Source organism: Paenibacillus sp. FSL R7-0272 (assembly GCF_037969905.1).
In the GTDB taxonomy this organism is placed as follows: domain Bacteria; phylum Bacillota; class Bacilli; order Paenibacillales; family Paenibacillaceae; genus Paenibacillus; species Paenibacillus polysaccharolyticus.
Map to the genome: position 1 here is coordinate 2,580,769 of NZ_CP150221.1, position 26,743 is coordinate 2,607,511.

General features: G+C 46.9%; 23 protein-coding genes. 17 read left to right on the forward strand and 6 right to left on the reverse strand.

The window, feature by feature from the left end:
• Positions 1-186: 186 nt before the first annotated feature.
• Both argS and MKY23_RS11505 read left to right on the forward strand, forming a co-directional pair.
• On the forward strand, positions 187-1,899 hold the full coding sequence (gene argS, locus MKY23_RS11500; protein ID WP_339838077.1) for an arginine--tRNA ligase: 1,713 nt from the start codon (positions 187-189) through the stop codon (positions 1,897-1,899).
• 141 nt (positions 1,900-2,040) lie between these two features.
• Positions 2,041-2,586 (forward strand): hypothetical protein, encoded by a 546-nt coding sequence (locus MKY23_RS11505; protein ID WP_154886325.1) that lies wholly within the window; start codon positions 2,041-2,043, stop codon positions 2,584-2,586.
• Between the two features lie 278 nt (positions 2,587-2,864).
• Here MKY23_RS11505 and MKY23_RS11510 read toward each other — a convergent pair whose 3' ends face one another.
• Positions 2,865-4,958, reverse strand: a complete 2,094-nt coding sequence (locus MKY23_RS11510; RefSeq protein WP_339838080.1) for an ABC transporter ATP-binding protein — start codon at positions 4,956-4,958, stop codon at positions 2,865-2,867.
• A gap of 12 nt (positions 4,959-4,970) precedes the next feature.
• Positions 4,971-6,716 (reverse strand): ABC transporter transmembrane domain-containing protein, encoded by a 1,746-nt coding sequence (locus tag MKY23_RS11515; RefSeq protein WP_221791106.1) that lies wholly within the window; start codon positions 6,714-6,716, stop codon positions 4,971-4,973.
• Positions 6,717-7,242: 526 nt separating this feature from the next.
• On the opposite strand from MKY23_RS11515, the gene MKY23_RS11520 reads away from it, so the two are divergent.
• A complete protein-coding gene (locus MKY23_RS11520; RefSeq protein ID WP_339838087.1) occupies positions 7,243-7,539 on the forward strand; it encodes a HesB/YadR/YfhF family protein in 297 nt (98 codons plus the stop codon).
• A gap of 61 nt (positions 7,540-7,600) precedes the next feature.
• Entirely contained in the window at positions 7,601-8,050 is a 450-nt protein-coding gene (locus MKY23_RS11525; RefSeq protein WP_090921078.1) for an NUDIX domain-containing protein, read from the forward strand.
• Positions 8,051-8,151: 101 nt separating this feature from the next.
• On the opposite strand, the gene MKY23_RS11530 is transcribed toward MKY23_RS11525, so the two are convergent.
• The 3 genes from MKY23_RS11530 to MKY23_RS11540 all read right to left on the reverse strand — a co-directional run bounded on the left by MKY23_RS11530 (position 8,152) and on the right by MKY23_RS11540 (position 10,343).
• On the reverse strand, positions 8,152-8,664 hold the full coding sequence (locus MKY23_RS11530) for an ADP-heptose synthase (RefSeq protein ID WP_090921076.1): 513 nt from the start codon (positions 8,662-8,664) through the stop codon (positions 8,152-8,154).
• A gap of 189 nt (positions 8,665-8,853) precedes the next feature.
• Positions 8,854-9,297, reverse strand: coding sequence for a DUF441 domain-containing protein (locus MKY23_RS11535; protein ID WP_090921075.1), 444 nt, complete (start codon positions 9,295-9,297; stop codon positions 8,854-8,856).
• Positions 9,298-9,302: 5 nt separating this feature from the next.
• Positions 9,303-10,343, reverse strand: coding sequence for a YpdA family putative bacillithiol disulfide reductase (locus tag MKY23_RS11540; protein WP_253495392.1), 1,041 nt, complete (start codon positions 10,341-10,343; stop codon positions 9,303-9,305).
• 179 nt (positions 10,344-10,522) lie between these two features.
• Here MKY23_RS11540 and MKY23_RS11545 point away from each other — a divergent pair, with 179 nt between their 5' ends.
• From MKY23_RS11545 to MKY23_RS11565, 5 genes are all read left to right on the forward strand, one after another.
• The gene (locus tag MKY23_RS11545) at positions 10,523-11,116 is read left to right on the forward strand and encodes a metalloregulator ArsR/SmtB family transcription factor (RefSeq protein ID WP_090921073.1); all 594 of its coding nucleotides are present in this window, start codon (positions 10,523-10,525) and stop codon (positions 11,114-11,116) included.
• A 436-nt stretch (positions 11,117-11,552) separates the two neighbouring features.
• Positions 11,553-12,713, forward strand: a complete 1,161-nt coding sequence (gene rsgA, locus MKY23_RS11550; protein ID WP_339839381.1) for a ribosome small subunit-dependent GTPase A — start codon at positions 11,553-11,555, stop codon at positions 12,711-12,713.
• Positions 12,714-12,770: 57 nt separating this feature from the next.
• On the forward strand, positions 12,771-13,109 hold the full coding sequence (locus tag MKY23_RS11555) for a L,D-transpeptidase (protein ID WP_090921069.1): 339 nt from the start codon (positions 12,771-12,773) through the stop codon (positions 13,107-13,109).
• Between the two features lie 34 nt (positions 13,110-13,143).
• Positions 13,144-13,665: a GNAT family N-acetyltransferase gene (locus tag MKY23_RS11560; RefSeq protein WP_339838095.1), complete on the forward strand. Its 522-nt coding sequence runs from the start codon at positions 13,144-13,146 to the stop codon at positions 13,663-13,665.
• Positions 13,666-13,810: 145 nt separating this feature from the next.
• Complete coding sequence (locus MKY23_RS11565) at positions 13,811-15,292, forward strand: aldehyde dehydrogenase family protein (protein WP_339838097.1); 1,482 nt, start codon at positions 13,811-13,813, stop codon at positions 15,290-15,292.
• A 504-nt stretch (positions 15,293-15,796) separates the two neighbouring features.
• Here MKY23_RS11565 and MKY23_RS11570 read toward each other — a convergent pair.
• Positions 15,797-16,036 carry a hypothetical protein gene (locus MKY23_RS11570; RefSeq protein ID WP_090921063.1) on the reverse strand — a complete coding sequence of 80 codons (240 nt, stop codon included), beginning with the start codon at positions 16,034-16,036 and terminating at the stop codon, positions 15,797-15,799.
• Positions 16,037-16,455: 419 nt separating this feature from the next.
• Here MKY23_RS11570 and MKY23_RS11575 point away from each other — a divergent pair, with 419 nt between their 5' ends.
• The 8 genes from MKY23_RS11575 to MKY23_RS11610 all read left to right on the forward strand — a co-directional run bounded on the left by MKY23_RS11575 (position 16,456) and on the right by MKY23_RS11610 (position 26,546).
• Positions 16,456-16,776 (forward strand): hypothetical protein, encoded by a 321-nt coding sequence (locus MKY23_RS11575; RefSeq protein ID WP_090921061.1) that lies wholly within the window; start codon positions 16,456-16,458, stop codon positions 16,774-16,776.
• 54 nt (positions 16,777-16,830) lie between these two features.
• Entirely contained in the window at positions 16,831-20,835 is a 4,005-nt protein-coding gene (gene essC, locus MKY23_RS11580; protein ID WP_339838102.1) for a type VII secretion protein EssC, read from the forward strand.
• Positions 20,836-20,851: 16 nt separating this feature from the next.
• Positions 20,852-21,682: a hypothetical protein gene (locus MKY23_RS11585; protein ID WP_090921057.1), complete on the forward strand. Its 831-nt coding sequence runs from the start codon at positions 20,852-20,854 to the stop codon at positions 21,680-21,682.
• Between the two features lie 6 nt (positions 21,683-21,688).
• Positions 21,689-22,237 carry a WXG100 family type VII secretion target gene (locus tag MKY23_RS11590; RefSeq protein ID WP_154958917.1) on the forward strand — a complete coding sequence of 183 codons (549 nt, stop codon included), beginning with the start codon at positions 21,689-21,691 and terminating at the stop codon, positions 22,235-22,237.
• 182 nt (positions 22,238-22,419) lie between these two features.
• Positions 22,420-22,695: a WXG100 family type VII secretion target gene (locus MKY23_RS11595; RefSeq protein ID WP_090921054.1), complete on the forward strand. Its 276-nt coding sequence runs from the start codon at positions 22,420-22,422 to the stop codon at positions 22,693-22,695.
• Positions 22,696-22,851: 156 nt separating this feature from the next.
• Positions 22,852-24,906 (forward strand): hypothetical protein, encoded by a 2,055-nt coding sequence (locus tag MKY23_RS11600; protein ID WP_154886317.1) that lies wholly within the window; start codon positions 22,852-22,854, stop codon positions 24,904-24,906.
• 34 nt (positions 24,907-24,940) lie between these two features.
• Positions 24,941-25,693, forward strand: coding sequence for a vWA domain-containing protein (locus MKY23_RS11605; protein ID WP_090921050.1), 753 nt, complete (start codon positions 24,941-24,943; stop codon positions 25,691-25,693).
• A gap of 10 nt (positions 25,694-25,703) precedes the next feature.
• Positions 25,704-26,546, forward strand: a complete 843-nt coding sequence (locus tag MKY23_RS11610; protein ID WP_154886316.1) for a protein phosphatase 2C domain-containing protein — start codon at positions 25,704-25,706, stop codon at positions 26,544-26,546.
• Positions 26,547-26,743: the final 197 nt, after the last annotated feature.

A 26,743-nucleotide genomic window follows, 5' to 3' on the forward strand; every position in this document is an offset into this window, starting at 1 on the left:
TGCAACCGTTATTTGCACCGAGCGGATCGGTTACACCTTCTTGCAGCATGCTGCAATACAGGTTACCGTTCACTTAGAGTGGTACCGCGGGAACTGTTAACACAGCTCTCGTCTCTTATTTGAAGAGACGAGAGCTTTTTTGCGTTTATTTTAAGGCATATATCATGCAGAGAAGGAGTGTTAGATGTGTTATTGAAGCAGGCTGCAACCCAGATTGCCCCGTTAACCGGGCTCACACCAGAAGAAGTATTGAGATTATTGGAAGTCCCGCCGCAGGAGGAGATGGGGGATGCTGCATTTCCCTGTTTTACGTTAGCCAAGTCGCTAAGAAAGGCACCGGTCGTTATTGCTGGAGAAATTGCCGTTGCATTACAGACCGAGGGTATGGATGCTACAGCAGCAGGTCCTTATGTGAACATTCGTTTTGACCGGAATGTCTTGGCGCCCCAATTGCTCGAAGAAGTGGGTAGCGAGACATTTGGTAAACTGCAGCTCGGGCAAGGAGCGCGTGTTGTCATTGATATGTCCTCACCTAACATCGCGAAACCTTTTGGCATTGGGCATTTGCGTTCCACTGTCATTGGTGCAGCATTGTATCGTTTATATAACGAAGCGGGTTATACCTCGATAAGTGTGAATCACCTAGGGGACTGGGGGACGCAGTTTGGTAAGCAAATCACGGCATATAAGCGGTGGGGAAACGAAGAGATGTTACAAGCAGATCCAATTCGTAATTCTCTTGAACTATATGTTCGTTTTCATGATGAAGCAGAGAAAGATCCATCTCTGGAGACCGAAGCACGGGAATGGTTCCGTAAGCTGGAGCAGGGGGATGAAGAAGCGAAGCGTCTATGGACTTACTTCGTAAACGTGAGTATGCAGGAGTTTAACCGGATGTATGAACGCTTGAATGTGGATTTTGACCGTACGCTCGGTGAGAGCTTTTATAATGACAAGATGGGTGCAGTTGTGGAGGAACTTCGAGGCAAAGGACTGCTGGAGGAAAGTGACGGTGCGCTCGTTGTTCGGCTGGATGAAGAGAATATGCCACCATGTCTGATCATTAAAAAAGATGGAACGACGATCTACCCAACCCGGGATTTAGCAACAGCAATCTATCGTCATGATGTGATGCAGGCAGATAAGTTGTTGTACGTCGTTGGTGGAGAGCAGAGCCTTCACTTCCGTCAAGTATTTACGGTATTGTCCAAGATGGAGTATGACTGGGCAGATCATTGTGAGCATATTCCGTTTGGTCTGATGCGTTTCGAGGGACGGAAGATGTCCACACGCCGGGGGAAGGTTGTTTTTTTACAGGAAGTACTGGATGAAGCTGTCGCTCGTGCCTTGCAAATTATTCAGGAAAAAAATCCGAATCTGGAGCAGGCTGAACAGGTAGCCGAAGCCGTTGGTGTAGGGGCGATTATCTTTGGTGATCTGCGCAACAATCGCATGAATAACATTGATTTTTCGCTGGAGGATGCGGTAAGTTTTGAAGGAGAGACTGGCCCTTATGTGCAATATACTCATGCCCGAATTCAAAGTGTGCTTGCCAAAGCCGCTAATGTGTCACGTGATGAACAGGAAATGGATTCGGACACGGATCAGATGAATAACCCTCCTGTAGCAATTGTCGGCGATACCTCTTGGGCGTTGCTGAAATTGCTGAGTGACTATCCGTCTTATCTGGAAAAAGCTGTGCTTCGCAACGAACCATCCGTGATTGCTAAATACACGATAGACGTTGCTCAAGCCTTTAATCGGTTTTATCATGCTGAACGAATTGCGGATGCACCGTCAGGTGTCAAGGCTTTTCGGGTGAAACTGGCCGAGCACACCGCGAAACGTCTGGCGTACAACTTGTCTTTATTGGGCGTAGGCGCTCCCGAGCAGATGTGATCTAAGTTGAGATTACGAAAACAGGAGGGAATCGGAAGTTATGCGCTGGCTTTTCCGGCAACTTGAATGTTGTTTGCAGTTTCGTTACGATAGAGACATAATAAACAGCCAAGGTGCACGGATAGAAAGGAGCGCTCGCATATGCATAACACGGATTTCCAGAATGATTTCATGCTGGACAGCGAACACTCCAAGGAATTGTTTGCCTATTACGGCTTGGCCGTATATTATGGACAGGCGCTGGAACAGCAACTGGTTAATCTTATTTTGTTAACTAAAATGTCACAAGGCAAGGTAGTAACTGAAGAGGAACTGGAGGAGCTCTACGAACGGAAAATGAGTAGTTCACTGGGGCAACTTATTCATGAGGCACGGCATCATTTTACGTTTTCCGAAGAAGAAATAAGCAGTCTGAATGAATTATGGCAGCAACGAAATCGGATTGTGCATCATTATTTCAAAGAGCGCATTCATGAAACCTTCAGTCCGGAAGGTCGGACACGTATGATTAAGGAATTACAAGATTTTAAAGAACGTGCACAGGAACTGGAGCTCGTACTCCAGCAATATATAGGTGCCTGGATGGCAGCATTGGGACTAAAGGATGAGTCTGCGGCAGCATGGGTTGCTCTGGAACGAATGCATGCGGCGAGATTTCAGGAACGTGGGCCAGATGAGGAATCATGAGATCAGAGCTGGAGTACGCAAATCCCGTTCCTTGTCCGGGAAATAATGATGTATATGGGATATACAGTTAGAGGCTGGACTTAGAGGGCGAACTTAAAAGTGAAGAAACGGTCTTATATTCTAAGGTGAAGATATTGCCATAGAGGAATAATAAAACCCGTTCTGCCAGTAACCAGAAGGTTGCTGTACAGAACGGGTTTTATGTGTTGGTTTAATACTTGCCGGATGTCCTTGTTCACGAAATATGTTCTGCTAAATGATAGCGAAAGAGAAGAAAGTTACACATTTCCTCCGGCGAGTGATGGCGAAGATGTACTAAAAGCATCAGCTGAACGAGTCGAGCCATCGGCGATGGCTTCGCCTTGAGCCCCTTGTTGCAATTGATACATCTGATAGTACCGGCCTTTCAGCTCCATCAACTCATCATGCGCACCTTGCTCTACAATTTTTCCGCGATGCAGCACGAGAATCTGATCTGCAGAGCGAATGGTTGACAGACGATGGGCGATGATGAAAGTAGTACGTCCTTTTTTGAGGACTTCCAGCGCGTTCTGGATCAAAGCTTCCGTCTCTGTATCAATGTTGGCGGTGGCTTCGTCCAGAATCAGGATCGCGGGATCGAAGGCGAGTGCGCGTGCAAAAGAAATCAACTGCCGCTGGCCGGCAGACAGTGTGCTCCCTTTCTCAACTACCGGCTCGTCAAAGCCTTGCGGCAGATGCGCCAGAATACGTTCTGCACCTACATCACGCAGTGCCTGTTCAATGCGTGCCCGGGAGATCTTTTCATCACCCAGACTGACATTGGAAGCAATCGTGCCTGTGAAGAGATAAGGGTCTTGCAGTACGATCCCCATATGTTCCCGAATCCACTGCTTCGGCAATTCCTTAACGTTCTGTCCGTCAATCGTGATTTTGCCTTTTTGCGGATCATAGAACCGGAACAGCAAGTTAATGATCGAACTTTTACCGGAACCGGTGTGACCCACGAGTGCCACGGTCTGACCTTGCGAAGCTTTGAACGAGATATTGTTCAGCACATAATCTTTTTTATAAGCGAACGACACATCGTCAAAGACGACATTACCTTTGTACCTCGGCATCGAGCCGTCTGTAACGGGTTCTCCTTTTTCATCCATCAGCTCAAATACGCGGCCGGCAGAGACAAGAGAGGAGTCAAGGTTCGCAAGCTGGTTCACCATACCGATGATCGGCTGGAACAACCGCCCGAGAACATCAACAAAGGCATACAGTACACCCAGTGAAATAATACTTGTACCTGTGATCGCACCTGCTCCAAAGTACCACAGAACTACGGCAAAGGCGATATTCCGCAACACATTCACCAGGTTATGAGAGGTAAAGGCATTCAGATTGAGCATTTTGTTCTGATGTTTCATATAGTCTTCATTCAGTTCTTCGAATTCCTGGCGAGTTTGCTTCTGGCGACGGAACACACGAATGATGGACATGCCCTGAATGGACTCGTTAATGATTGCATTAATCTCACTCAGTCGCGAGCGAATGATTGTATTGTATCGGGTGGCGAATTTGCGATAGAGCACAATCCATGCAATGAGCATCGGTACAACGAATAGTGAAATCAGACCCAGACGTACATCGAGCAAGAACAGGGCGATATAAACTCCTGTTATCGTAATAATGCCTGAGAAAAAGTTGGACAGTACCGCCACAAACAGATCTTTTACGGCTTCGGTATCATTAGTGACCCGGGAAACGACCTTACCTGCGGGCAGGTTATCAAAAAAGTTCACGGGCAACCGCTGAATGTGCGCATACACATCGTTCCGCAGCCGTTGAATGACCTTGTTGGCAGAGGATTGCAGCCAGAAGGTTTTACCAAACTCCATAATAACCGAAATGACAAGGAAGATCAGATAATACACAATTAATTGATAGATGCTTGGCATCTCGGGTTTGTAAAAGGCAAATAGTTCACCGGCAGACAGCGGCACAGCCGCGTATTGCCCAGTAACTTCACCTGCGCGAGTTATGGTTAAGGTTCCGTTGGCATAGGAACGATCGCCGTCAGGAGCATTGACCGGCTCGCCGACGAAATAAAAGCTTTTGCCGGCTTGCAGTACGCGTACCTCGGTTCCTTTGGTTTCGTCTGGTGCAAACAAACCTTCACGTTTATAATTTTTCCCTTGATAAACGGCGGCTTCTTCCGAAGCTGCCGTCTCATAAAATGGCTGCTCAATGGCGAGCAGGTGATTATCAATCATGGATTTGGCGATAAAGGGTCCGGCGAGTTCAGCCGCAACTCCAATCGTCAGCATGATTAAGGCAGCGATGAATGTGCCTTTGGCTTTCAAGGCGTAATCCAGCAACCTTTTACCTGTATTGGACTTCAAATGAGTTACCTCCTACGTGGACAGATTGGACTCGACCTGTTGCCGTTCATATTGTTCACGGTACCAGCCATTCTTGGCGAGTAGTTCCTGATGAGTGCCTTCTTCCGTAATTTTACCGTGCTCCAGCACGATGATCCGATCTGCGTGTTCGATAGCTGACAAGCGATGTGTCGAGATCAGTGTTGTTTTGCCAGCGCGTTTGTTGCGAATATTTTCAATGATTTTAGCTTCTGTGCGAGCGTCAACAGCAGACAGGGCATCGTCAAGAATAAGGATATCCGGATCAGCGATAAAAGCCCGAGCCAGAGATACCCGTTGTTTCTGTCCACCAGACAAAGCGATACCTTTTTCACCTACAAGTGTATCGAGACCGTCAGACAACGTTCCGAGATCGCCGTCAAAAGCAGCGGTACGAATCGCTTCCATAATGACATCATCAGACGCGTTTGGCTTACCAAATTGAATGTTCTGACGAACGGATTTGGAGAACAATACTTGTTCCTGTGGTACGTATCCGATCCAGCTGTGCAGATCATCCTTCGCAATATCCTCGATGGAATGTCCTGAAATGCTGAGCGTACCTGATCCAGCAGGGTATTCGTGCAGCAATTGTTTGAGCAGGGTGGATTTACCACTTCCCGTGCGTCCTACCACGCCAAGTGTCTGTCCGCGTTGAATAGTAACATTGATATGACTGAGGTTATCCACGGTAGAGGTTGGATAGCGGAATGTCACATCTTTCATGACGATCTCATCCGGCTGCGTAATATGAACAGGATGTTCTTTGTCCTGAACAGCAGGCTCTACGGATAACGTTTCGTTCACCCGATCCAAAGAAGCACTGCCCCGTTGCATGAGGTTAATTAGTTCACCGATGGCAAACATCGGCCAGATCATCATCCCCAGGTACATGTTGAACGATACGAGGTCTCCCAGGGTGATTTCATTGTGGAATACAAGATAAATGCCGTAGGCCAATGCAATGACGTAACTCAGACCTACGAATAGTCGAATGGTTGGTTCGAATAAAGCATCCATCCGGGCAACCGCTAAGTTTTTGCGATATACATCTTCCGTGACATCAGCAAATCGTTTCTCGTCCAGACGTTCCTGAACGTACGCGCGTACAACACGGATGCCTGCAATGGACTCTAACACCTGATCGTTCATATCACCAAAGGCATCCTGTGCCAACGTATAACGTTGATGCACTGCTTTACCATAGATCATCATAGCGATGGCGATAAAAGGCAGGGGCAGAATTGCAGCCAAGGTCAGCTTCCAGCTGACGAGGAACCCCATGGCGAACAGTACAGTTAAGAGAAATGCTGTGGAGTCTGTTAACGTGAGCATACCGAAACCTGCGGTTGTAGCAATAGAACGAAGGTCATTGGTGGCGCGAGCCATGAGATCTCCGGTTCTGTTTTTTTCGAAAAAGGGTGGTGTCATTCGCAGCAAGTGATCCATGAAGCGGGAGCGTAGCAACCGTTCTACGAGATTGGCTCCGCCGAATAATTTGTGCATCCATATGTACGTAATCAGATAGATAATAATGACCGTCCCAAGAATAAGTGCGATGTAAAACGTTAATGAGGTGCTTGTGATAGAGCCGCGTACGATCTCGTCGATGGCGTTCCCCAGAAGGCGCGGAGGCAGCAATTCAGCAATCCCCACAAGAATGAGCAAAATGACACCAACCAGGTATCTTTTGCGTTCTAGCCTGAAGAACCAGGCCAGGTTTTTAAGTACAGAGAACAAGTGTTATCCCTTCCTTTCGATGTGCAAGAAGTGCAAAGTTTCGTTCAAAATGACAGCTAAAGCTTGGTAAGGCTCATTCAAGCGCAGTTCAATCCAATAAAAGCCCACAAAAAAAGACACACCGCACGCAGGCGGTATGTCTTATATCTTCATACGGCAGCATGACTCCAAGAGCAGAGCCGCCGCCGTACATAAGGTATTGTGAGCGAGCTTGACAGGGGTCTGATAAACAAGAGACACCTGAAGCGCTGTCTTATGAACGGAAAAGTGATTTCGGGGATACTCCGGTATTTAATTGTGTGTGAATGTGAACCAACTTATGTGTGTTAAACACCGTAATCACCCTTTCTTGTTAATGGAAATAAATGCAATGTAGACCTCGTATGTTTGCATCTTACCACCCGTTTTTACAATCTGTCAAACATTTTTCACAAGATCGTATGCCTGTGTATGATTTGCAGGGTTTGTGTTCAAGCCGCTCTAGCGATATGATGTAACATATATATACAAAAGGAGCTGACATCATATGAGTACCATACATGTATCCGACCAAGCTGCCCGCTGGTACAAAGAAGAATTGAATTTGAATGAAGGAGACAGCATTCGCTTTTTTGCTCGTTACAGCTCTGGCGGTGGTCTTCATCCGGGATTTTCTTTGGGAATCGCCGTTGAAAAACCGAGACATCCTGCGGATCAAACGGAAGTTTCCGGCATTCAATTTTTTATGGAAGATCACGATTACTGGTATCTGAAAGGGCATCAGTTGTATGTAGATGTTGTAGAGGATGGTCAGGATATTGAATATCGTTATACCGAAGTGTAATAAAACATTAGTCCATAAATGGAACGCGAGCACCGTCTTTTTTTAAAAGGAGGGATGAGGAGTGGATCTGCCGACACGGGATATTGGGCAATATATTGCGAAACGTGCAAATATTGTAGTCAAAGCAGCCATAATGGCTGCGAATGATCAAGGTGAGCTACTGCTCATCCAGCATGCCGAACAAGGGCATTGGCGAATACCTGTTGGAGAGATGCGCCCTGGAGAGACGATTGAAGGGGCAGCACTTCGTGAACTTTGGGAAGAAACCGGTTGGACAACGGAGTCGATGAGCTTTGAATCATTATACTCTGGACCGGAATTGCGACAAGTGCATGCGAACGGGGATGAGGAGTATTATGTTATCGCCTTGTTTAAGGCTCGAATTATTCTTGATCATCTTGTGGAAGCGCGAGTAAACAGCGATGCGGGATTAAAGTTTTTTGATCCGAATGCACTTCCGCCGATGAACAGTATTAGCCAAACGCTACTGGAACAGTCTGGCTTAAAGTAATACGTGCCACTAAAAGTACATGAACTCGAAAAAGACCTCGACTGCCACTATACAGTGAAAGTTGAGGTCTTTTGCATTTTTTCGTATATGTGTTCTCGGGATTATACCTGATCCAGCGGCTCATCATCCATTGCAAAATCAAAATCATCAATATCGAACACCTGCACAGGTGATTCGGACTCAATGATACGGGCGATTAACTCCACTTGATCGGTCAGGATTGGAATGCCCAGACGCTGAGAAGTGAGAATCAGTTCCGTCTCTATCGGATCAAAATATTCTCCATATTGTGCGGTATCCATGGCGTTAACAATCGTAATGGAGGCTTGATCACCAAATAGAATGGCGGGGCTTTTTGCCCATGGTACCGCCAGGGCGCGCTCAATCTTTTTCTTATTTAACGGCTCCTCAAAGTAGGAGATTAATTCATTGATCTTGGTTTTAACATGCTGATCATCTGTAGCATTATCCATCATGGGGTCAGCACTGCTCTGAAATTCATATAGTTCAAGGATGGTGGTGTAAGGAACGATATATTCCACAGGCGCCGGCGGCGCAAGCAATTGACCGTAAATAGCCACCATCACGGCTTCGGTAACAAAGGGACGTGACATGGTTCCTGAATCCTCCTGAGGACGATAAACGTCGTGAAGTGCTGAATGAGTTCATCTGACAAGGTGAGAAAGATGCCCATTCCCTGTTGCAAAATTCATGTATCGGTTTGCATGAATAGAAGTATAGCACAGAGCGGTGGGAAATACAGCCAGTTTGCAAAAGCATACACGATTACCGTACCGTACGGTTCAGGATTTACCTAAAAGCAGGGACAGGATGCCCGCTGCAATCAAAGGCCCGACAGGTACACCTTTGAACAAGGCAACGCCAAGAACTGTACCGATCAAGAGGCCTGCCACAACTGTTGGCTGTGTGCTCATCAGCGATGCGCCGCGACCGCCCAGATAAGCCACAAGCAAACCAACGCCAATAGCGAGAAGTGACTTCCAGTGCAGAAACGATTCACCTATGGTCTGCAAGCTCATTTTACCGCTGGCGAGAGGAGCCATGACACCGATTGTCAGAATAATAATACCCAGTGTGAGCCCGTATTTTTCTAGCCAGGGAAAGGCTTGATTGACATTGAGTACACGAAGCAGTAACAGGAATACCATCGCTACAGTTACAGGTGTGTTACTGCTGATGATGCCAAGTGCTGCGAACACGAGCAACAGGAGAGAGGTCATATCCATGGATTTCATTGCTCCTCAGACTGAGCATGATTTTTGCTGCCACGATGTTCTGAATTGTCAATGGTATGTTCTGTTTTGCTAATGATATGTTCAGCAATGTACCGTCCATGCCAGCGGCCTGACTCAATGAATACTTCATTGGCATTGCGCCCCGAAGCGATAACACCGCCCACATAAACGCCTGGTACACTACTTTCCATCGTTTGTGGATCGTACAGTGGCTTATCCATATCCTCAGACATCTCTGCTCCAATGGAAGCAAGCAATTGGCGGTCAGGTCGAAAGCCGGTCATGGCGAGCACGAAGTCGTTCTCAAGCTCGCTTTCTGAACCATCTGTATGCACAATTCGAATGGAATCATCCAGGATTTCATTGACACGGGAACCAAGATGAAGCGTAATGCGGTTTTTCTGTACCATACTTTCAAATAACGGGCGAACCCAAGGTTTAATATGCTCGGACAGACCTGTACCGCGGTATACCATATCAATATGAGCGCCAACCCGGACAAGCTCCATGGCGGCGTCAACCGCTGAGTTACTTCCACCAATGATAGCCACGCGTGTATTGGTATATGGGTGTGCCTCGCGGAAGTAATGCGTGACTTTATCCTTGTCTTCACCTGGAATGCCGAGGTAATTCGGGTGATCGAAATAGCCGGTAGCCACAACGACATGCCGCCCTTGATGTACGATGGTTTCTCCACGCCGATTAACCGTATGTACCTCGAAGGTGCCGTCTTCCTTACGCTGGATCTCACGGGCTTCCTCATAATTATGAATACGCAGGCCGAAATGTTCGGCTACTTTGCGATAATAGGCAAGTGCTTCATAACGAAACGGCTTGTCATTGGCCGAACTGAACGGCACGTTCCCGATCTCCAGCAACTCCGCCGTACTGAAAAATTGCATGTGAGTTGGGTAGAGATAGATGGATTGTACGATATTGTGTTTCTCAATAATGACAGCGGACAATCCTACCCGCTCGCATTCAATGGCAGCGGACAGACCGCATGGGCCTCCGCCAATAATAATGACATCTTCCATGTTCTTAATCCTCCTTCATTACAAGCAATATAATCCTACCGTAAATAACACTTCAATGCCAGTTCTACCAGGCAACACAATGTGATGAAAAATCAAAAAATAAATTGAATTGACTTCCAGATAAATAAAGACTAGTATAAAATTAGATACTCATCTAATTAAATGTGAGGTGTATGTTGATGCAGCTTGAGAAAATTGTGGCCTATCACAAAGCCTTGGCTGATCCTACCCGCCTTCGGATGCTTTTGCTGCTTTCCGAAGGAGAACTGCATGGTCAAGCGCTGGCGGAGCGCCTTAACTTGTCTCAGCCGACGGTGACTCATCATGCTGCCAAGCTGAGAGAAGCTGCGCTTATTCAAGAGCGACGGGAGAAAAATACGGTTTATTTTACCCTGAACCCTTCGTTCATTCGCGAACATGCCCAGGCTTCAGTTGATTTTATTTTCAAAAGAAAGGAGCAGTCTGATATGACAGATGTGAACGAAACACTGAAAGCGTCTATCATGAGAAACTTTTTTTCCAAGGATGGCCGGCTTCGCCAAATTCCTGCGCAGTACAAGAAAAAGCTGGTTGTGCTTGAATATCTGGTGGAACAATTAGAGTCTGGACGCAAGTACAGCGAGAAAGAAATCAACACGTTTATTCAGGAATATCATGAGGATTTTGCAACCCTTCGCCGGGAGTTTATCATGCATCAGTTCATGTACCGCGAAGACGGAGTGTATGAACTAAACCCTCGAGAAATGTGGACGAGATGGGATCAAGTGAAATAAAGAGAGAATAGCTACAAAAAACAATGGGCTTGACAAATGCACAACAGACTGTGTAACATGATGGCATATTCTACAAGGGAGGCGATGTTCATGACAAATCTAACGGCAGTATACGTGGAGTTGAATAGGAACAGCGTCTCCGGAACGGATCAAGGTACATCGATTTTGCTATAGCTGGATAGAAGTATCCAACTTTGGCGAGCGATGATAAGACCTTCATACAAAGTCACGGGTGACGTACCCGTGGCTTTTTTGTGTGCTGATATGGGGAGTTCCAGGGCTGGGATAACGGACGGAGTACAGGATGACCGTTATTCAACATGCTGTGGAGGCAACCTCATATTCGTATAACTATGGATTGCCGCGGGTGTGAACAACCTCGTGGTTTTTTTGTTTGGATCTGTAATCGGAGATGCAGGATGGTGTCGTGAAAAAAATGAATTTAAACACACTTCAACTGAATCATAAAAATCTGGGAGGAATTTTTATTTTAAATCAACGTATGGAAAATAAGGGCATCGAGAATTATGGCTGGTCTGCGGCATGGGAGAAACGATGGTCTGAGGAACAGTTGGGCTTGGAATCCAAACGGCCTGCCCGAATTATTGCAGATCATGGACATATGCAGCGTCTGATCACAGCGGATGGAGAATGTTGGGGTAAAGTGTCAGGAAAACTCCGTCATGACAGCTTGGAGACAGGGCTTGCACCTGCTGTTGGCGATTGGGTAGCTGTGGCAGGAGAACAGGGCGAGGAAGTGATTATTCATCATGTATTGCCACGTCAGAGTCGTGTATCCAGACAAGCCGCTGGCCCGGTAACGAAAGAACAATTGATTGCAGCGAACGTAGACGCCCTTCTGATCGTTGCGGCGCTTAATCATGATTTTAACCTCAGAAGACTTGAAAGATATGTGTTAATGGCTTGGAACGGGGGAGTAAGACCGGTTATTGTCCTGACTAAAAGTGATCTGTGTGATGATGTGCAGGGACGAATCCGTGAAGTGGAGGGTATTGCACCAGGCGTGGAGGTACTGGCAATTTCGGCAATCGAAGGACAAGGGAAGGAAATGCTGGAAACCTATCTGAAACCAGGTGCAACTGTAGCGCTCACAGGTTCCTCCGGAAGTGGTAAGTCCACACTGGTCAACTGGATGATGGGCAAGGATGTTCAGATTACACAATCCGTGCGTGAAGGGGACAGCCGTGGCAGACATACAACGACACATCGGGAGATGTTTGTATTACCACAGGGAGCTGTCTTGATCGATACGCCGGGCATGCGTGAACTTCATCTCTGGGACGAAGGAGAAGAAGGTCTTTCACAGGCATTTGGAGAGATTGAAGAGCTGTCTGGCGCGTGCAGATTTATGGATTGCAGTCATACGAAGGAAGAGGGCTGTGCAGTTAAAGAGGCCATTGCAAACGGTGAGCTGGATGAGAAGAGGCTGAATAACTTCCTCAAGATGCAGAAAGAAATGCAGTATCAGCGGCGCAAGGAGGAGGTGGCTTCGCGCAAAAGGACAGCTTCAAGCAAACCGGTAAAAACACGCAAAGCCAAGCATGCCCATCGGGCCAAAGATTGGGAACAGGACTGATATGAGGCGGGGCATCCGTATTTGTCTTGCATAGGATAAGGCAGGAGGGATGTCGTGATGCCGAATTACAGAATCATCGTGGACTTGTCCGACCATATGTTATATCTGCTAGATGGAGATCAAGTTGTGAAAGGTTATCCGGTAGCCACAGGTAAAATGCTGACCAGCACTCCAAGCGGAGAGTTCACCATTGTCAACAAACAAGAGAATCCTGGAGGGCCTTTCGGTGTACTCTGGATGGGCTTGTCCAAACCCCATTATGGTATTCATGGAACCAACGAACCATCGTCGATTGGCAAGTCCGTATCACATGGCTGCATTCGGATGTACAATTCAGACGTGCTGGATTTGTCCTCAAAGGTATCCGTGGGAACCCGAGTTACGATCCGGCCATAGGCCGGATATTCTTTTTTGAAAAGGGGGCGAAGCTATGCATATCAGGTTAGCACGTGAAGGGGATGCGAGGGGGATCGCATACGTACATACAGAGAGCTGGAAAACGACATACCGCGGAATTGTGCCAGATCACGTTTTGCATCTTTTGACTACAGAATCACGATTAGTTCAGTGGGAGCAGCAGTTACGCGCTAGCGAAAATGATCAGATTTTGATCGTCGCGGAGGATGAAGAGGGGGAAATTGTCGGTTTTGCCTGTGGAGGTAAGGAACGCGAAGGTAAATTACCCTATGATGGCGAGCTGTACGCCATTTATCTGCTCCAGTCTCATCAAAATTCTGGAATAGGCAGACAACTTGTGAAGCAGGTGGTTCAGCACCTCCAGACATGCAAGATTGATAATATGATGATTTGGGCTTTGGAGCAAAACCCGGCGTGTCGTTTTTACGAAAAAATGGGTGGTATACCTGTTCATACACAGTCGATTCGTATCGGGGATGAAGATCTGGAGGAAGTCGCGTATGGCTGGCCTGATCTAGCTTCTTTTGAGGCATAGTGCACACGTTGCTTTATTCATTTTGTGACAAAGCCCGATCCGCTTTCAGGTTGCATTATCCGTTTGCCTAACTTCGAACAAGGTTAATGAATGAGACATCGTTTTTTTTATGTACATTCTAATCTGAAGATCGGAGGCTTGTGTAATGACTTTAGTAGATAACCAACATAAATCGGCGACATGGACTAAACAGTTCATTTCAGGTAAATGGGTGGAAGGCTCAGGCGAGAAAACGATTGAAAACATGAATCCGTATACGGGTGAAGTGATCGCGACCTGGCGTTCTTCCAGTCCAGAGGATATAGATCAGGCTTATAAGTCTGCGCAAAAGAGTTCGGTGGAATGGAAAGCAACGTTGCCTTCCGTTAAGGAAGGGGTGCTTCGTAAGGTCTCATCTTTAATGGAAGAACGAAAAGATGAGATTATACAGCTACTCATTACGGAATCCGGTAGCACACGCATCAAAGCTGAAGCAGAATTTGCCGCAGCGAAACGTATTGTGGATGAATCGGCTTCATTTCCTTTTCGAATGAAAGGCGAACTGCTTCCGTCCAATACGCCGGGCAAAGAAAATCGGGTAGTCCGTGAGCCCAAAGGGGTTATCGGCGTTATTGGACCATGGAATTTTCCGCTACATCTATGTTTGCGTTCCGTCGCACCCGCAATCGCACTCGGCAACGGTGTGGTGATTAAACCCGCTTCGGATACACCGATTACAGCAGGATGGCTGATTGCGGATCTGTTTGAACAAGCGGGTCTGCCAGAGGGGGTATTAAATGTAGTCGCCGGAAGTGGCAGCGAGATTGGGGATTATTTTGTCACACATCCCATTCCTAAAGTCATTTCATTTACGGGTTCTACAGAAGTGGGTAGGGGCATTGGTAAACTCGCCGGTGAGCATCTCAAAGAAACTGCACTGGAACTCGGCGGCAACAATGCGATGATCGTTCTGGATGATGCGGATGTTGAGCATGCGGCTCAGGCTGCTGTATTCGGAAAGTTCCTGCATCAGGGTCAGATTTGCATGGCGCTAAACCGTATTATCGTACACGAAGATATTTACGATCGGTTTGTTCAATCCTTTGTTAACAAAACGAAAAATATACATGCCGGTGATCCGGCTGAAGAGAAAACACTGGTAGGTCCCCTAATCCGAAAGAAAGAAGTGGAACGGCTTCTAGAGCTCGTACAGCAGGCTAAAGAGGAAGGCGCGCAATTAGTGCTTGGCGGAACACATCAGGAAAGTGTGCTTATGCCAACCGTGCTTGCAGATGTCCAACGCGAGCAGGAGATTGTACAGCAGGAGCTGTTCGGACCAGTAGCTATCATTATGAAAGCTACAGATGAGCAGGATGCTATTGGGCTGGCTAATGATACTCCTTATGGTCTGAGTGGCTCTGTATTTACGGCCAATCTGGAGCGGGGGTACCGGGTGGCAGGGCAGATTGAATCGGGTATGGTACATGTCAACGATCAATCGGTGAATGATGAAGCACATGTCATGTTTGGCGGAGAGAAATCGTCCGGCATAGGTCGTTTTGGCGGAGACTGGGCGATTGATAAATTCACACGTACACGCTGGATCAGTCTACAACATCAATTTCGGGAGTATCCGGGCGTGAACTAAGTCGAATATGCATGAATAGAGAGAGGCAGTCCGTGGTTTATCCGAGTCGGTTCGCGATGAAGCGACAGGAGGTGCATGAAGCCCGTCTGAGCGATATTGGGACGGGCTTTTGCATCATTTTACAACGGGTGCAAATAACACTCTCAATTGAATGAAAAAGCTGTTTGGGCAACTTCTGATCTGGTTATTTATGGATACACGGAACGAAGTACTCCGTAAAAATCATGGCAAAGGGGCTTGGAACTTATGTCCATTGACCGCTTTATTTTAAGGAAAATAAATACCTGTCAGGAAGAACATACACGAGAAAATTTGGTTAGACTGTTTGTCATTCGAATACGAAAAGCTGAGTTTGCAGAAGAACATGATGCGGCTTACGTGTTGGAAAAGCTGAAATAAGAGGGTGCGGATATGCCCAAAACCACGTCAAAAAGGAAGCTTGTCCTTTATAGGGAAGCTTCCTTTTTCATGGTAACGCATAAACGAAGGTTACTGGACTCTTCTTCAATATAACGATAGAGCAAGAGAGTCATTTTCACTGCGGCTGTGAAGAATAGCTTCGCCGCCAACAATTTCAATACTAATCAAAGAGTGCAGACATTTTTGCAAAGCGCGTTTACCATTACTGATCTTATGCTCAAGAGCACTGCTAAGCAATCTTAATGTTTTTTGCACAGGTTGTTTGTTTTCTTGATTAAAATATACAGGGATTGATTTGTCTTGAAAAGTTATTAGAGTTCTCACTTGAAATCACCTCACGAGAGTTATTTCATACAGGTAATATTAAATACCAATGCTTAAAATTACCTTAAAATCAGCTTATGAAAACATAAAGGTGGATAAAGTTTGAAAAGTGTTCACAATTCAATTGTGGACGAAGGAATAAAAGTCCCGAATCCCTTCTTTCTTTTTCTATTAAATGGAAATCAAAGCGATAGTTTCGCATCGTTGCAATTTTTTTACCAAACAATGACACAAAAGTTCTGAGTCAAATGGACGATATTTTAATATAAACGTGGGTCATATGTAACAAAATTACAGCGAATACGTTGCAAACAAGGGTTTTATATAAGAAAATAGGATGGAATACCGTTTCACTCGCATTTTTTTGATTTAATCTGACATTAGGACAATTTACATATGAGACCTTGGGAGGGCTTCACATGATTCTAACCGTGTATTCCGGCCGGGAGGAAGGCGAATGGTTCGACATTGAGGTTCCGGATGAATGCACCATTGAACACCTGAAGACGTTGCTCGGTGTACGAATATTCGGACAGGCGCCGGGGGATGGCATTCAGTATATTTTGGAAGCTAAATTTCCTGAGGGACTATGGTTTACCCCCCAGAACGCCCAGCAGCTAATGGAGACGGGGCTACGTCAGGGAAGCTGTGTGCGTGTACAGCGGGCTTTTTCAACGACTTCTGAAGAGGCACCCATCTACGGGAGACGCTCATTATTTCAGCAGGAGAGCAACGAATGACGCTCTGTGGCGTATCATTCATTAATTGAACGACTAAAAGGAGGTCTTTTCTTCGTGAATGTGTTATATCAGCGTTCTCCGAGAATGACACCGGTTTTGAAGGAAGAGAGCCTCGAAATTCTCAGGCCGCCTGCAGAACCGAACAAACCTACATTTTCCATGATTTCAATTGTGGTTCCCGTGATGATGACGATGGTCAGCATCGGTTTCTACGTGTACATTAATATGACTGGCAAAATGAATAACAGCAATTATATGATGTTTCAAATGATGACGGTTATGATGATGCTTACATCGTACACCATTCCGTTCTTTGTATATCTCAGCAATAAAAAATCATATCGCAAAAAGATCGAGGAACGTAAAGCGATGTATCTTGCACAGCTGGATAAGCATCGTGAAGAATTGAAGGAAGCACAGGCGGAGCAAGTGAAGAGCCTGCATGAAATCCATGGTGATCCATCCGTTTGTCTGCAAATTGTCAAGAACCGAAACAGCTCGCTTTGGGAGCGTTCCCCGGAAGATGACGATTTTTTACAGGTACGTATCGGTACAGGAGAGATTCCGTTTCGCATCAAACTTCAGGTACCGCGTATCGATGGATATGAAAAGGATGAGTTGATTGAGGCCGCACATGGGCTCGCTGCGGAATTTCAGACCGTGCCCGATGCCACGATAACCCTGCCTCTATTCGAATCCAAGGTCATGGGTCTGGTCGGGGATCGGGAAGAAGTGATGGCTTCGCTACGTGTTATCGTCTCACAGCTTACGGTGAGGCACTCACCGGATGAACTGAAACTTGCTGCATTTTATGAAGAAAAGGATACCAAGGAGTGGGAATGGCTCCGCTGGTTGCCTCATATTTGGGATGAGGATCAAGGACAGCGATATATGGCCGACAGGCACAGCAGTGCGCATCAATTGGCGGACAGCTTGTTTTCCGTGTTGAACCGCCGCCGTAATAACAAGGAAGATCGCTACAAAAAAGCGGTGCAAACTCCTTGTTATGTTATCATTCTGTCGGATACGCAACTGATCGAAGAAGAACCTCTACTTCCATTACTGCTAGAGGCTGCGCAAGAGATTGATGTATGCACGATTGTGCTGGCGAACCGCAAACAATCCCTGCCTATGCACTGCCAGTTAATTATGGAGGCTTCCAAAGGCAAAGGAGTGTACATCAAAAAGACGGAAGATGCGGATGTCGTCTCGCAGATATATAAACCGGATGTGATCTCCAAGGAGACGGCAGAGGCGTTATCCCGTTATATGTCACCGATTCGTCTGAAGCGTTCCTCCGCTTCGGAGATCCCGCAAGTGTTGCCACTATTCGATATGCTCAGCACTTCACGTGTGGAGGATCTGGATGTTGTCTCCCGCTGGGGGCAAACCAGATATCCGGACACACTGCCTGTACCTATGGGGGTAAGAGCTGGTGGTAAAAAAATAGCTATTAATCTGCACGATAAAATCGAGCGGCAAGGGCATGGTCCCCATGGTTTGATTGCGGGTACAACAGGCTCAGGTAAAAGTGAGGTTATTCAGTCTATTGTTGCTTCGCTGGCAGCCGAGTTCCATCCACATGATCTTGCTTTCATGCTGATCGACTATAAGGGCGGAGGTATGTCTAATACCTTTGTCGATCTACCGCATGTTGTAGGTACCATTACGAATCTGGATGGTAATCTTATTGAACGTGCCAATGTTTCTCTTCGCGCTGAACTGGTGAGAAGACAGAAGATTTTAAATGATGCGGGCAACCTGCAACATATTGATGAGTACTACAAAATTTTGCGTTCAAGACACGAACAACCACTGCCGCATCTTGTAATAATCATAGATGAGTTTGCTCAACTGAAACGTGACCAGCCGGAATTTATGGATGAGTTGATCAGTATTGCGGCGATCGGCCGGACACTGGGTGTTCACTTAATTCTCGCAACCCAAAAACCTGCGGGAGTCGTGGATGATAAAATTTGGAGTAACTCTCGTTTCCGTATCTGTCTTCGTGTTCAGAGCGAGGGAGACAGCAGAGATATGATAAAAATTCCGAATGCTGCATGGATTACGAAGCCTGGCCGAGGTTATTTTCAGGTCGGCAGTGACGAAGTCTTTGAAGAAATGCAATTTGCCTGGAGCGGTGCACCTTATAATCAGCAGGAGGATTCAACAACGGTACTGCCTGTAATGGAAGTACGCCTGAACGGCAAACGTGAACCACTGCTGACAGGAGAGCGAAGAGCTGTTCTCAAGGGAGAGGATGTGCCGAAACAGCTGCAAGTGTTCATTGATTATGTGGCAAAGGCTGCTACAGAAGCCGGCATAGAACGTTTGCCTGGACCTTGGTTGCCTCCGCTGCCAGAGATACTCGAACTGGACGGTCTTCACGACTGGAAGCAGAAGGAGAAAAGAGAATCTCTGCTTGATGATGGGGCGAGTGGTCTCAAATCTTTGGTGGGTATGCTGGATGATCTTCCGAATCAGCGTCAGTTGCCGCTGGCATTGCCTGTGGATCAAGGACACCTTGTCGTATACGGCATGCCTGGACTTGGCAAAACGACTTTTGTTCAAACGTTATTGATGTCTCTTGCCCGTACGGAGCGCACAGAGCCGTGGAACGGATACATTATTGATATGGGACGTATGATGAAAGACTTCGCTGGGCTTCCGCAGATCGGTGGCGTGATGATGGCCGAGGAGGAAGACAGGATCAAGCGTTTGTTCCGTTACATTCTGAAAATCTCGGCGCAGCGCAAAGATATGATCTCGGAGGCTGGGGTTAAAACGATTTCTGCTTATCGTCGTACGGCTCATGCTACAGTTCCACAGATTATTGTGGTTATTGACGGATATATGTCTTTCCGTAATGCTTACCCGGATGAGAATGAATCGCTCGAGACCATTTTGCGAGAAGGCGGAAGTTTAGGTATTACCTTTGTGCTGACCGCGAATCGGGTCACTGATATTTTCGAAAAATTCAGAAGTAATATTCAAAATGCTGTTTCATTTGAGCTTTCTGATCCAAGTGATTATTATTATGCTGTAGGGCGGCCTTCCAAGGCGCCAAGCCAGCTGCCTCCTGGCCGAGGTCTAGTGAAGGGACAAGTCCCACCACTGATGTTCCAGGCTGCTCTGCCATCTTCAGGAGCGGACGAGGGTGAACGATCTGCCGCTTTACGCAGAGCAATTACGGAGATTCGTCAAGGCTGGACGGGTGAGGAAACGCCACAAATTGCGCCATTACCGGAAGAAATTAAGCTTAAAGATTTGCTTATTCGTACAGGTTCCTTCGGCAATGTAGGGGGAACTTCAACGGTAAATGTACCTGTAGGTCTGCTAACGGATGATTTGGAGCCGTTTGAACTTAACCTGCGTGAAGGGCCGCACTTTATGGTGACCAGTCCGATGGAAGGTGGTAAAACGACTTTCTTGCAAACCTGGATGTTATCACTGGCCTACCATGCTTCACCTGAGGATGTGCAAATATACACGGTAGATATGAGGTATGGGTCAGGTGGATTAGGTGAAATCAGCAGTTTGCCCCATGTCCGTGGACACGTATCGAGGGAAGAATTGCTTGCGCCTGTCATTCAGGAGTTGTACGATGAAGTTCTAAAACGTGGTGAAATTACCGGAGGACCCGAAATCGTACTTGTCGTGGATGATGCGGACACCTTGTCCAAACAGCTCACCGATTTTAATATCAAAGATCAACTCGGTGTTATTGTTCGTCAGGGCAGAGACAGAGGCATTCATGTGATTCTCTCAGGCGTTCCGGCGGATTTTCCGACGTTCGGTTCGGATTGGGTAAGTGATGTAAAAGCATCCCAAAGCGGATTGCTGTTCGGGACTTTGGACCCTAATGATCTCTCGTTCTTCCGTATACCTTATTCGGAATCCGGGGGTACCGCAGGTGGGCTGAAGGTACTGCCACCGGGTCAAGGTTATTATATAAAACGCAAATATTCCAGGGTTAAAGGTGCAGTTCCATGCGATAGCAGCTGGAAAATGAATAATTGGATTTCAGAAATTCGTGACCGATGGCATGTTGTAGTTTGAGGGGAGGTGGCTCATAATGTTGACGGTTCATGATTCTAAGCAAAAGGTAGTCACGTTACAGATTAAGGAACTATTTTTCCTGGCTGGTATTCTCGGTTCAGATCGATTGCTCGGCGTGGAAGACCCTTTCCGAGGTTATATGGCAGAAGATATTGCCATGGAATGGGAGCGTGTCAAAACCTCTTTGCTAGACAAAGGCTACTTGATTCAGGATCAAGATACCAATGAGCTGATCATGACACCAACCGTTTTTTCCAGAGTAGCCATTGCCGGATTATCCGACAGAGCGTGCTGGCTCCGTTATACGATTGACGGGAAGTCGCAGGAAAGTTATATACACTGCACGGATGAACGGGTCGTTGAAGTAGCCCGCGCTACGGATGTCCCCGATTCGTTCCGTCTAAGTGACTTGGGTAATGTTCGTGAAGCCATTGATGTTCTGATTGAACGGATGAGGTGGAGCGGCCATTCTCCAGTGGATAAACCGGCACTGATGTGTTCCAAGAAAAAGTTTTATGATGTCATGAACGGATTGAAGGGGTATGAAGTACAAACCGTGGCTGATGAGCTCTCACAGGAAACGAATGATCCTGAAGGTTCACTGGCATTAGCACGTTGTCTGGTAGGCAAGCAATCTGACGGAGAGCTCAGATTGCTTGTATGGGGACAGGAGGGCTGGCAGTCACAATCGGCGGCATTTACCGCGAGTGCAGCCTCCAACTGGTTATTCCGAATGAGCACGGCGGCTTCGGATGACTGGCTCGTTGCAGCGCTCACAACAAAAGAACAGTTTCACGAAATGCTGCTGGACTGGCTTAAACAGCCTGCAGGGGAAGAGGAAAGGTGATGGTAAATGCGCATTCGTGTGGAACCGGATGTGCTTCGGGCACTGAGCAGGCAGATTCAGTATGCAGCGGAGCAAATACAGCAAAAAATGACAGTGTTGGATCAGGCGATACATTCGCTGGATTGGGATATCGAGTCCCGTGCAGCGGTGATGAGCGAATGGAATCGTAGTAAACGGCAGGGTGAGGAAGCCCTTCGTCGTTTGATGGACTTAAGTGTACAGCTCGGGCGCAAGGCATTGTTATTCCAACAAGCAGACATGGAATATCGTTCCGTGCTGAGTCATGTCAATGTGGCCTATGGCAATGCGGTCAATATGCTGAATGTTCTTCAGAGTAGCCGCAGTGGCGATATCCTGCCTGCGCATGCTGCTGATGTAGCTGTTGTATCCGACCCGCTTTCCGCTATGGCGGCTGTGTATCGGATACAGGATAGTGCTCCACCTGATGGTTCTCCGGCAACCCTTGTTCAGGCTACACAGCCTGAGCCTGTTTCATGGAGATTCAGAGACCCTTCTTTTCGAGAAAGAAGAGGAACTGAACCTGTAGTTTCATAGCGGCCTACCAAATGTAGTACAACTGCACGTTAAATAAATTGTAAATAGTCTGTTAGTTGAAGTTTCATATGCTAAAAATGGGGTAAATAGGATTAGGTCCTTCGGCTTTTGTCCGAATGATCCTTGTATAGTACAATTTGAACAAACAAATTTAATTGCACACATCAAGGAGGAATTTAACAATGGCAGGACGTATTTTAGTTACCCCAGAACAACTGGATCAGGTTTCAAACCAATTCAAACAAAGTGGAGAACAAAGTCAACAAATCGTATCTTCATTGACTCAATCCATCACAAGCATGGAAGGACAATGGGAAGGTATGACGAAGCAACGTTTCTTCCAAGAGTTCCAGGAAGCTAGCAAACAAATGCAATCCTTCGTTCAAACGTTGAATAGCATTAGTGTAGAACTTTCAGCAATCGCGACTAAATTCCGCACAGCAGACCAATCCCGTTAATTTGCTCTTACATAGGTCCAGACGATTTGATTATATGCATCGTCCTGGTCATATGCGGGCATCAAGTTAAAGATTGCAAGATTACGGCAAAAACCGGGTGGATTACACCCGGTTTTTGCCGCAACTATGACACAAAAAACAGAGAGAGGGATGAGCATGTCTTTTCAACCGAATCCCGGCGATGAAGTGGTGATTAATGATATTGCCTATACGATTGGTCAGCATCCGGCTGCGCCGGGGCTTGCTTATGCCCAAGCGGGAAGACAAGGTATAGTTTATCAATTGATTCCCCGGACGGGTACCATTCATGGGGCCAAAGCACTAAAAGTATTTTTTCCAAAATTCCGTATCCCGGCAATGGTCTATCAGTCTGAGCATATGGAGCCATATAGTGAACTGCCAGGCTTGCGGGTGTGCAAGCGTGAAGTGCTCACTCCGGAAAGAAACGGAGCGCTTATTGGAGAACATCCCGATCTGTTATATGCAGTACTGATGCCATGGGTACAGGGTCTGACCTGGTTCGATGTGATCAGTGATCAAAAGCAGCTGACAGCGGAGGAAAGTCTGCAGCTGGCTAGAGCACTTGCAGGTACAGGTTCTGCAATGGAGCAACGTGGACTCGCACATTGTGATATGTCTGCTCCAAATGTAATGATTCCGTTTTTTTCCGAAGTGCAGAACTCGGCCCTGACTTCTGCAGTTGAACTGGTTGATGTGGAGCAGATGTACGGCTCCAAGATGGATCGACCAGATGCATTGCTTGCTGGTTCACCTGGTTACGCAGCCCATCGAACGGTGCACAGCGGCTTGTGGAGTTCTTATGCAGATCGATTTGCCGGAGCTGTTATTATCGCCGAGATGTTATGCTGGTCCGACCCCGCCATAGTAGAGAAAGCTTGGGGAGAGAGTTATTTTGATCAACATGAGATGCAGACTTCGAGCGAGCGTTATTTCGCGATGCGCGGTTCCCTTGAGAATCGCTGGGGCTCCAAATTATCAGATCTGTTTATCCGGGCATGGGAAAGTCATGATCTGAGCAGTTGTCCAACGTTTGGGGAATGGTACATTGCCCTTGCGTCTGTGGACACCGAGCAGGCTGAAGCCTTTCTGGCTGCTCTGGAAGCGCCGCAAGAGGATGTAACAGAATCTTCAGAAACTGATGTGGTCGCCACGCCAAAAGACTCTGAAACATCAACGAGTGTGAAACAAGATGCTAAAGCTGGAGATACATCGAATTCAAAACAATCTCCGGACCAGGAGGCCGTTGTAAACCGGCTGTTTTTACAAGCTAGAGCGCTGGAGGATGAAGACAAACCAGCAGCGGCCCTTGAGGTTTATCGGTCACTGTATCACTTCATTCCGGATAACAGTGCGATGCAGCTGGAAGTAGAGGCCGCGATCAAGGAACTGGATGCCAAAATCAACTCAAACACGGAGAGTACTGAGCCGGTAGTGATTCCATTCTACCGTTCCAGAAAATTCATGATCTCCTCGGCAGTGCTCATTGTACTGCTTGCCGGGGGTGTACCCACAGTTAAAATCCTTGCCGATCAGGCCGAGGTTAAACAGCAGGAGGCTGCTCGTATAGCCGCAGCAAAAGCGGCAGAAGATGCGGAAGCCGCCAAACTCAAACAGGCAGAAGCCGAAAAGCAAAAGGCTGCAGAAGCGGCAAAGCAGGAAGCTGATGCAAAGAAAAAGCTTGCTGAGGCTAAACAAAAGGAAGCGGAAACGAAGAAACAAGAGGAAGAACGTAAAGCCTTGCAGGCTAAATACGAGAAGCAGGCTAAATATGAAGCTTATCTGGCGAAGCAGGAGCAACAGAAAAAAGAAGCAGCACGTAAGGCACTGCAAGCAAAATACGACCAGCAAGCGAAGTATGAAGCTTATATAGCGTGGAAAAAAGAAAATGACGCCAGAATTGCAAAGGAGAAGGCTGCTGCCGAAGCCAAACGTAAGCAAGAGTTGGCTCAGAAAGAAGCTCTTAAGAAAAGACGGGCTCAAAATGTCGTGACACTGATTGCAAGCTATAACAAGGCGTACAATGCACAAATAGGAAGAAAAACGGACAGCGCTCTTTCGTATGCTCGCGATTTCAAAAACCTATATAATACGGACGCTTCGTATTTTAAAGGTGTAGGTAAAGTGGCGGCACGGATGAGTGCGATCAACAAATTTTTGAGTAATTCCAAGTACTCACTGCCAGACTTATAAATCTATATTAAATAATAGAGGTGACACACTCTAGATGAACTACACAATTCAAGCATCGCAACGTACACCTGCACTTATTATTTATTTAATTGATATTAGCGCCTCCATGAATATGGTTCTGGACAATCGTCGCCGGATTGACATCGTTTATGATGCTTTGTCTTTGGCGATCCGGCAGATGGTATTTCGTTCAACCAAAGGAAATCGGCTGACGCCGCGGTACCGAATTGCTATTTTGGCCTACAGTGACGATGTATATGATGTATTAAACGGGATTAAAGGAATCGATGAGGTTGCGGCTGTAGGTTCTTTGCCTGATTTGACGCCTCGACGTTTCTCGGACTCCGCAAAAGCATTTTTGCAGGCAGAGAAAATTTTGCAAGCAGAAATACCTAACATGCAGGACTGCCCTGCACCACTCGTATGTCATATGACCGATGGTGTTGCGACTGGAGAAGACCCGGAGCCGATCGCCAAGCGCATTATGGGCATGAGTGTGCCGGATGGCAATGTTTTGGTTGAAAATATATTTATAAGTGATCATCTGCTGGAAGCTCCGATTGCAGAGCCTAGACGCTGGAAGGGGATCTCACCAGAGACAAACCTGCAAGACGAGCATGGGGAGAAGTTGCGTAATATGTCATCCGTGCTGCCTGAAAGCTATCGCGAAATGTTGGTGGAGGCAGATTATTTGCTAGCACCAGGCGCACTCATGATGTTGCCTGGTACTTGTGCAGAACTGGTATCCATTGGATTCCAGATGTCTGCTGCAACACCTGTAAGATAGGAGGGGAATCATGCGAGCAATGCGTATGGCAACATTGTCTGCCAGTGATCGAGGGGGACATGCGAAGCAGCAACAGGATAATTTTCGCTATGTAAGCATTCAGACTGGGGAACAGCCGTTAACTCGTTACCAAGGCAAGCTGAAATGCAGATACGGATATGGACGTGCAGCCGAAACCGTGAACCAGGGTGACGCAGGGCAAGACTTTGTTGCGATTCGCATGCAAGGTAATGTCTGTCATTTTGTATTGTGTGATGGAGTTGGCATGAGTTATCTGGGTGATTTTGCTGCGCGTTTTCTCGGTAGTGCGCTACTGGAATGGCTGGAAACGACGTCATCATTAACCGCTGAAGGGGTCGAACAGTTTCTGCAAAGTCTAACGGGTTCCGCATCTGAACAGTTAGAACAACTACAGCCCTTGGATACCTCGCCTCTTCTGCTACGGGAGGTATTGATGGAAAAGCGAAGCCAAGGAAGTCAGGCCATGTATGTATGCGGACGCATTGAACTCACATCTGGAAGACGGAAGAGCCGAGTATGGCTGGCATGGCAAGGAGATTCCAGAATCCGGCTCTGGCGTAATGGACAGGAGCAGTCGGAACAATTCCAAACACATTGCAAGACCAATGAGCGTTGGTCTACACGAGAAGGCTCCATAGGGGGGAGACCCCATGTTTTCGAAATGAAAGGTGCAGGAAGTGAATCATTTCGCCTTCAACTGTATACAGACGGACTGAATGATCTCGATGCCATTGGTACATACATCCCGGATGAGCATATTCAAGTGTTGCTGGATGCCGCCCATACCGGCGGACTTGAGGATGATGCCGCTTTCATTGAACTGGAGTGGTGAACACGCCCTGTAACGAGGATCGTTTTCTGAGATAGATCTACGTGTGGCTGGTGCAGATCGTCAGTGTATGTAACTGCCTGAAAAATGAAAAAAGTTACGAGTGTTGATTTAAAAGCTGCTCGTTTTGGGTAATCTTGTGAAGAATTGATTGAAATAAAATCAGATTAAATCTTTACATAATTTCCAAGACGAAGGAG

What these genes read in the sequence shown, in the direction of transcription:
- MKY23_RS11505 (WP_154886325.1), top strand. Translation starts at nt 2,041, where the DNA reads ATGCATAACACGGATTTCCAGAATGATTTCATGCTGGACAGCGAACAC.
- MKY23_RS11520 (WP_339838087.1), top strand. Translation starts at nt 7,243, where the DNA reads ATGAGTACCATACATGTATCCGACCAAGCTGCCCGCTGGTACAAAGAA.
- MKY23_RS11530 (WP_090921076.1), bottom strand. Translation starts at nt 8,664, where the DNA reads ATGTCACGTCCCTTTGTTACCGAAGCCGTGATGGTGGCTATTTACGGT.
- MKY23_RS11535 (WP_090921075.1), bottom strand. Translation starts at nt 9,297, where the DNA reads ATGGATATGACCTCTCTCCTGTTGCTCGTGTTCGCAGCACTTGGCATC.
- MKY23_RS11540 (WP_253495392.1), bottom strand. Translation starts at nt 10,343, where the DNA reads ATGGAAGATGTCATTATTATTGGCGGAGGCCCATGCGGTCTGTCCGCT.
- MKY23_RS11545 (WP_090921073.1), top strand. Translation starts at nt 10,523, where the DNA reads ATGCAGCTTGAGAAAATTGTGGCCTATCACAAAGCCTTGGCTGATCCT.
- rsgA (WP_339839381.1), top strand. Translation starts at nt 11,553, where the DNA reads ATGAATTTAAACACACTTCAACTGAATCATAAAAATCTGGGAGGAATT.
- MKY23_RS11555 (WP_090921069.1), top strand. Translation starts at nt 12,771, where the DNA reads ATGCCGAATTACAGAATCATCGTGGACTTGTCCGACCATATGTTATAT.
- MKY23_RS11560 (WP_339838095.1), top strand. Translation starts at nt 13,144, where the DNA reads ATGCATATCAGGTTAGCACGTGAAGGGGATGCGAGGGGGATCGCATAC.
- MKY23_RS11565 (WP_339838097.1), top strand. Translation starts at nt 13,811, where the DNA reads ATGACTTTAGTAGATAACCAACATAAATCGGCGACATGGACTAAACAG.
- MKY23_RS11575 (WP_090921061.1), top strand. Translation starts at nt 16,456, where the DNA reads ATGATTCTAACCGTGTATTCCGGCCGGGAGGAAGGCGAATGGTTCGAC.
- MKY23_RS11585 (WP_090921057.1), top strand. Translation starts at nt 20,852, where the DNA reads ATGTTGACGGTTCATGATTCTAAGCAAAAGGTAGTCACGTTACAGATT.
- MKY23_RS11590 (WP_154958917.1), top strand. Translation starts at nt 21,689, where the DNA reads ATGCGCATTCGTGTGGAACCGGATGTGCTTCGGGCACTGAGCAGGCAG.
- MKY23_RS11595 (WP_090921054.1), top strand. Translation starts at nt 22,420, where the DNA reads ATGGCAGGACGTATTTTAGTTACCCCAGAACAACTGGATCAGGTTTCA.
- MKY23_RS11600 (WP_154886317.1), top strand. Translation starts at nt 22,852, where the DNA reads ATGTCTTTTCAACCGAATCCCGGCGATGAAGTGGTGATTAATGATATT.
- MKY23_RS11605 (WP_090921050.1), top strand. Translation starts at nt 24,941, where the DNA reads ATGAACTACACAATTCAAGCATCGCAACGTACACCTGCACTTATTATT.
- MKY23_RS11610 (WP_154886316.1), top strand. Translation starts at nt 25,704, where the DNA reads ATGCGAGCAATGCGTATGGCAACATTGTCTGCCAGTGATCGAGGGGGA.